Genomic DNA, 4,704 nt, shown 5'->3' on the forward strand with positions numbered 1-4,704 from the left:
AGTACTACGAGCGGAGGATCGAGACACGGGAACTGCCGGTGAACCGCCGACACGAGCTGAAGTACGCGTTCTGAGGGCCGAAACGAGCGGGGCGAGCCGATGGGCCCGCCCCGCTGGGGAATGCACAATCTCGGAGGCACAGACCTCGCCCCCCCTGGGGGGCGGAGGGGGGCGTCGCTAGAGCAGCTCCGCCCGCCGATCCACGATCTCCGCTGCCCCACGCTGTTCCTCGATCCACTGCTGCAGCAGGACCCGTTGACGGGTGAACATCACCTGGCGGGCGAGTTGCGATCGCATGGACGCGAACGCCTCTTCGTCGAACTCCTCCTTGTACAGCAGCTCGAGAGCGTAGACACCACGTTGGGTCCGGACGTCCTCCTCGAAGTCGCCGACGTCCATGGCCAGGGCTGCGCGCGCGAAGGGCGTGGCGAAGCCGATGTCCTGGATGTTCTGGCGGAGTGTGAAGGTGTCGGTGACGGCGTGCTGGATCAGGTCGTCGTCGTCGGCCAGGGCCTCGAGGCCCGTGTCGGCACCCGCGCTCTGGAGCGCTTCGCGCAGACGCTCACCGGCGATCTCGGCACGACGGTCGTTGAGGACTGCGCTGTCCACCAGACTGCGGACGTCTTCGAGCGCACGATGACCGGCCGGGAACTTCTCGGCCACGGTGAAGAAGTAGAGCGCATCCTCGGTCTCGAACATCGGCGACAGCGCGCCGACGTCGTTGGAGAAGGCGAAGCGCGAGGCCGGCAGGGAATTGCGCACACCGGGGATGTTGAAGCCCTCCTGGAAGGGGGCCGTCTCGACGATCTCCACACCGAGTTGGTCGGCGGCCGCGGCGAGTCCAGCCGTTCGCGCGGTCTGCTGGGCGGTGTCGACCTGCTCGCGCAGCTCGTCGACGGTGGCGGTGGACGGCGCCAACTCGAGCAGCAGGTGACGCGCGCGCATCTCCTCGCGCTCACCCGCGTCGTTCAGGCGTTCGTCCGTGCACTCGATGATGTGGTAACCGAACTGCGTCTTCACGGGCTCGCTGACGTCGCCCACGGCCAGGTCGAAGGCCACCTCGGTGAAGGGCTCGGTCATGCGGTTGCGGTCGAAGAAGCCGAGATCGCCGCCCACGCTCGCGCTGGTGTCCTCGCTGTAGGTCCGTGCCGCCTCCTCGAAGGTCAGACGGCCCGACACGATGTCCTCACGGATCTCGGAGAGGATCGAAAGGATCTCCTGCTCGTCCTCTTCGCTCGCGGCCTTCTCGACCTTCAACAGGCTGACGGACGTGCGGGCGGGCTGTTTGTAGTCCCCGAGGTTCGCCTCGTACCAACGGCGTGCCTCGGCGTCGGACACCGTTTCGTCCTCGAGCTCGACGTCGCTGAAGCGCACGCCGACGTACTCGGCGACCATTCGTGTGTTCTGCTCGCGGTAGGCCTGGCGCAGTTCGGCCTCGCCGACCACGGCCGACGCCATGATCCGCTGCTGCAGCTTCTGCAGGGGAATGGTCTGACGCAGCGACTCGCGGACCTGGTTCCAGTTCACCGAGGGGTTGTCGAGGTCCTCGTAGTACTGGTCGATGTCGTCGTACTGCGCGAGCAGCGCGGGCGGGGGATTGTTGCGCAGGATGTCGGTGATCTCGGCGTCGGTCACACTCAGCCCGCGGCGCTCGGCCTCGGCCTCGAGCAGCACCTCGTCGATCAATTCCGAGTAGGCGCGGTCACGGGCGCGCAGGCGATCACTCTCGGTGATCTCGCTCGTCGCTCCCTGCTGCGCGCTCATCGACGACAGGATGGACTGCGCACGCCGCTCCCATTCCATGGCTCCGATGTCGGCACCGTTCACGGTGGCGACCACGGTGGAATCACCGGTCTGTTGCGGCGCGCTCCAGTCGCCGATGCCCCACGCGAGGAACGTGAAGCCGATGAAGGTCACGATGATCAGCCAGAAGACCACCTTGACCCGCTCGCGCAAGACTTGCATCATGCCGCATCACCTTCCAGAGCAGCCCCGCGGACTGCCGGTGTCATGATTCGGGGAAACCGAGAAACCACTGCGGACGCGCAGGGCCCGACGGCGAGTCCGGCCGGTTCGACGACCGCTCCGGCGACTCGCGGGCAGAACCTAGACGGTATCACGCGCCGTGCGCAGCGGCAAGAAGGCCGGACGGTCCGCGCGCTGTTGCTGATCGCTCTGCTGCTGGACCCGGGCCGAGCCTTCGCCGAGGGAAACACCCCGTGGCCCTGGCCGGTTCCCGTCGATCCGCCGCAGATCACCGCCACCTTCATGGAAGCGCGGTCGGGGGGCTATCACACCGGGCTCGACATCCGGACGGGGGGGCGCACGGGGATGCCGGTGCGGACGCCGTTGACCGGTGACGTGGTCCGCATCCGCACCTCGGCGCAGGGCTACGGCAAGGCGCTCTACCTCGGCGTCGGCGGGGGCAGGACGCTCGTCTTCGCGCACCTCGCGGCCTTCGCCGACCCGGTGCAGGAGCTCGTCACCGCGCGGCAGGCCCGGTCACGGCGGTACGAGCAGGACATCCATCTCCAGGCCGGAGCCCTCCGCTTCGAGGCCGGGGAGGTCGTCGCTCTCTCCGGCGACACGGGAACCGGGGCTCCGCACCTCCATCTGGAGGTCCGGGAGGGTTCGGTCCCCGTCAATCCGATCGACTTCTTCGACGTGCCCGACCGGGCGGACCCGCGCGTGACGGCACTCCGCGTCGTTCCGCTCACGCCCGGGGCTCGTGTCGAGGGACGGCTCGAGGCCGTGGTCGCCGCTCCCGGTGACACCGTGATCGCGGTGGGGACCGTCGGCCTGCAGGTCATCGTGGAGGACGGAACGGGCATCAATGGTTTCCGGCTGATGCCGCGGCGAATCCAGGCCGTGTTCGACGACGGCCGTCGCTACGCGGTGGATCAGGATCGGATCCGGTTCCGCGACCGGTGGCAGCGGGGGCTCGAAGTCGTGCCGGACGGCGACGGCACGCGTTGGCTGAGTCTGTACCGGCGCCGGGATCTCACCCACCGTGCGCGTGGCGCGGGAGGGTCCGAGTCGGGACGGATTCGCGTCGGCGAGCGGGCGCGGAGGGTCTCCGTGCTCGTGGAGGACCACGCGGGTCGGAGTTCGGTGGCCGACGTCGTATTGCGTCCCGATCCGGCGGTGGAGGCCGAGGTCCCTCCCTTCGACGTTCCGGCCTCGACCGGGGCCTGGGTCGCGCACACGCCGGCCGGGATCGCCCTGGGCGTGCGGCCCGACCCGGCGTGGGCGACTCCGGATCTCGTACGCCGCCGCGGCGACGGGCGGACCCTGTCGAGTCGCCTGCAGTCCTTCCGAGACGCCGAGGCGGAGTGGTGGTGGGTGATTCCTCCGCGCGAGGCGCTGATCTCGGGACAACTGGTGATCGAGCAGGGGAAGCGTGAGCAGGTGTTCCGGTCCATCGTCACGGTCGACGGGGGTGAATTCGCTCCGACGTCGCCGACCGCCGTCGACTTCCTCGACGGCGAGGTCCGGGTCCGCACCCCGGGTGCCGAGGACATGTCCACCGACACGGTCCTGTGGATCGACCCGGTGGCGACCGATGCGCCGGCGCTGCACGACGGGACGGGAGCAGCCTTCGAGGTGGTGGCCCCGGGGGCGGCCTTCCGGCGGGGGATCGAGGTGAGCGTTGCCGTCGGTGGTGCCGCCGACGAGTTCACGCTCGCCGCGCGCGATCGGCGCGGCCGCTGGTCGCCGGAGTCGGGAGTGGAGCCCGATCCGGACCGGCCCGGGGCCATCCGGACCCGCCTCACGGACACCGGCGTGTACCGCGTGATCCGCGACGTCTCGCCGCCCGCCGTCGGGCCCTTCCGTGTCGAGGGACGCGTGGTCCGCGGTCGCGTGACGCTGTCGGCCCGCGCGCGGATCGACCACGGCGTGACCCGTCCGCGCTGGCCGGCGATCGTGCTCGACGTCGCCGACCACGCCAGCGGTATCGATCCCGACGGCGTGACGGTCACGCTCGGCGGCCAGCGCTATCCGGCCCGCCCGGAACTCGAGGACGACCACGTGTGGATCGAGTGGGACGTCGACCCCGGACCGGGCGTTCACGACCTGCGGGTGGAGGTGGCCGACCGTCTGGGCAACGTCGCCACCACGCGGCTGACCGTCGAACTCGTGGACTGACGGTCCCGTTCGGGGGCGATGGCGCGAAGCGTCTTGTCCGGCGGGACGACCTGGCATAGGGTGCGCGCAGCACCCTCATGGCGTCCGTTCGGCCCGACGATTCCACCAACTCGTTCTACGGCAATGATTTCGACCGCTCCGTTCGTCCATCTCCACAGCCACAGCAGCTTCAGCCTGCTGCGCTCGGTCCTGCGGGTGCCCGAGCTGGTGCGCTTCGCGGCGGACCACGGAATGCCGGCGATCGCGCTGACCGATCGGGGCAATCTCTTCGGCGCGGTCGAGTTCCACCAGGCGGCGCTCGAGGCCGGCGTGAAGCCGATCTTCGGCATGGAGGTCTCGGTCGTGCGCGACCGCCGGGCGGAGGATCCGGCGAAACGAGGCCCGGCGCGATCCCTCGTCCTGCTGGCGGCCGACCGTGTGGGCTGGAACCACCTCATGAAGATCTCGTCGCTCGGGTGGCGCGAGGGACTCCACGACGGAGCCCCGCACGTCGACGACGAACTCCTCGGCTCCCACGCGAAGGGGATCATCGCCCTGAGTGGTGGCGGGGACGGAGTC

3 protein-coding genes are annotated in these 4,704 nt (G+C 69.7%); 2 read left to right on the forward strand and 1 reads right to left on the reverse strand.

The window, feature by feature from the left end:
* Nucleotides 1-177 precede the first annotated feature (177 nt).
* The gene (locus tag VKA86_15205) at nt 178-1,968 is read right to left on the reverse strand and encodes a peptidylprolyl isomerase (protein ID HKK72557.1); all 1,791 of its coding nucleotides are present in this window, start codon (nt 1,966-1,968) and stop codon (nt 178-180) included.
* Between the two features lie 195 nt (nt 1,969-2,163).
* Here VKA86_15205 and VKA86_15210 point away from each other — a divergent pair, with 195 nt between their 5' ends.
* Together VKA86_15210 and VKA86_15215 are read left to right on the forward strand one after the other, a co-directional pair.
* Nucleotides 2,164-4,146 (forward strand): M23 family metallopeptidase, encoded by a 1,983-nt coding sequence (locus VKA86_15210; GenBank protein ID HKK72558.1) that lies wholly within the window; start codon nt 2,164-2,166, stop codon nt 4,144-4,146.
* Between the two features lie 123 nt (nt 4,147-4,269).
* On the forward strand, nt 4,270-4,704 hold a 435-nt coding region (locus VKA86_15215), incomplete at its 3' end, for a PHP domain-containing protein (GenBank protein ID HKK72559.1).

The organism is Candidatus Krumholzibacteriia bacterium (assembly GCA_035268685.1).
Lineage (GTDB): Bacteria > Krumholzibacteriota > Krumholzibacteriia > JAJRXK01 > JAJRXK01 > JAJRXK01.

Excerpts from the sequence above, each read along its gene's own strand:
- VKA86_15205 (HKK72557.1), bottom strand. The coding sequence starts at position 1,968 with ATGATGCAAGTCTTGCGCGAGCGGGTCAAGGTGGTCTTCTGGCTGATC.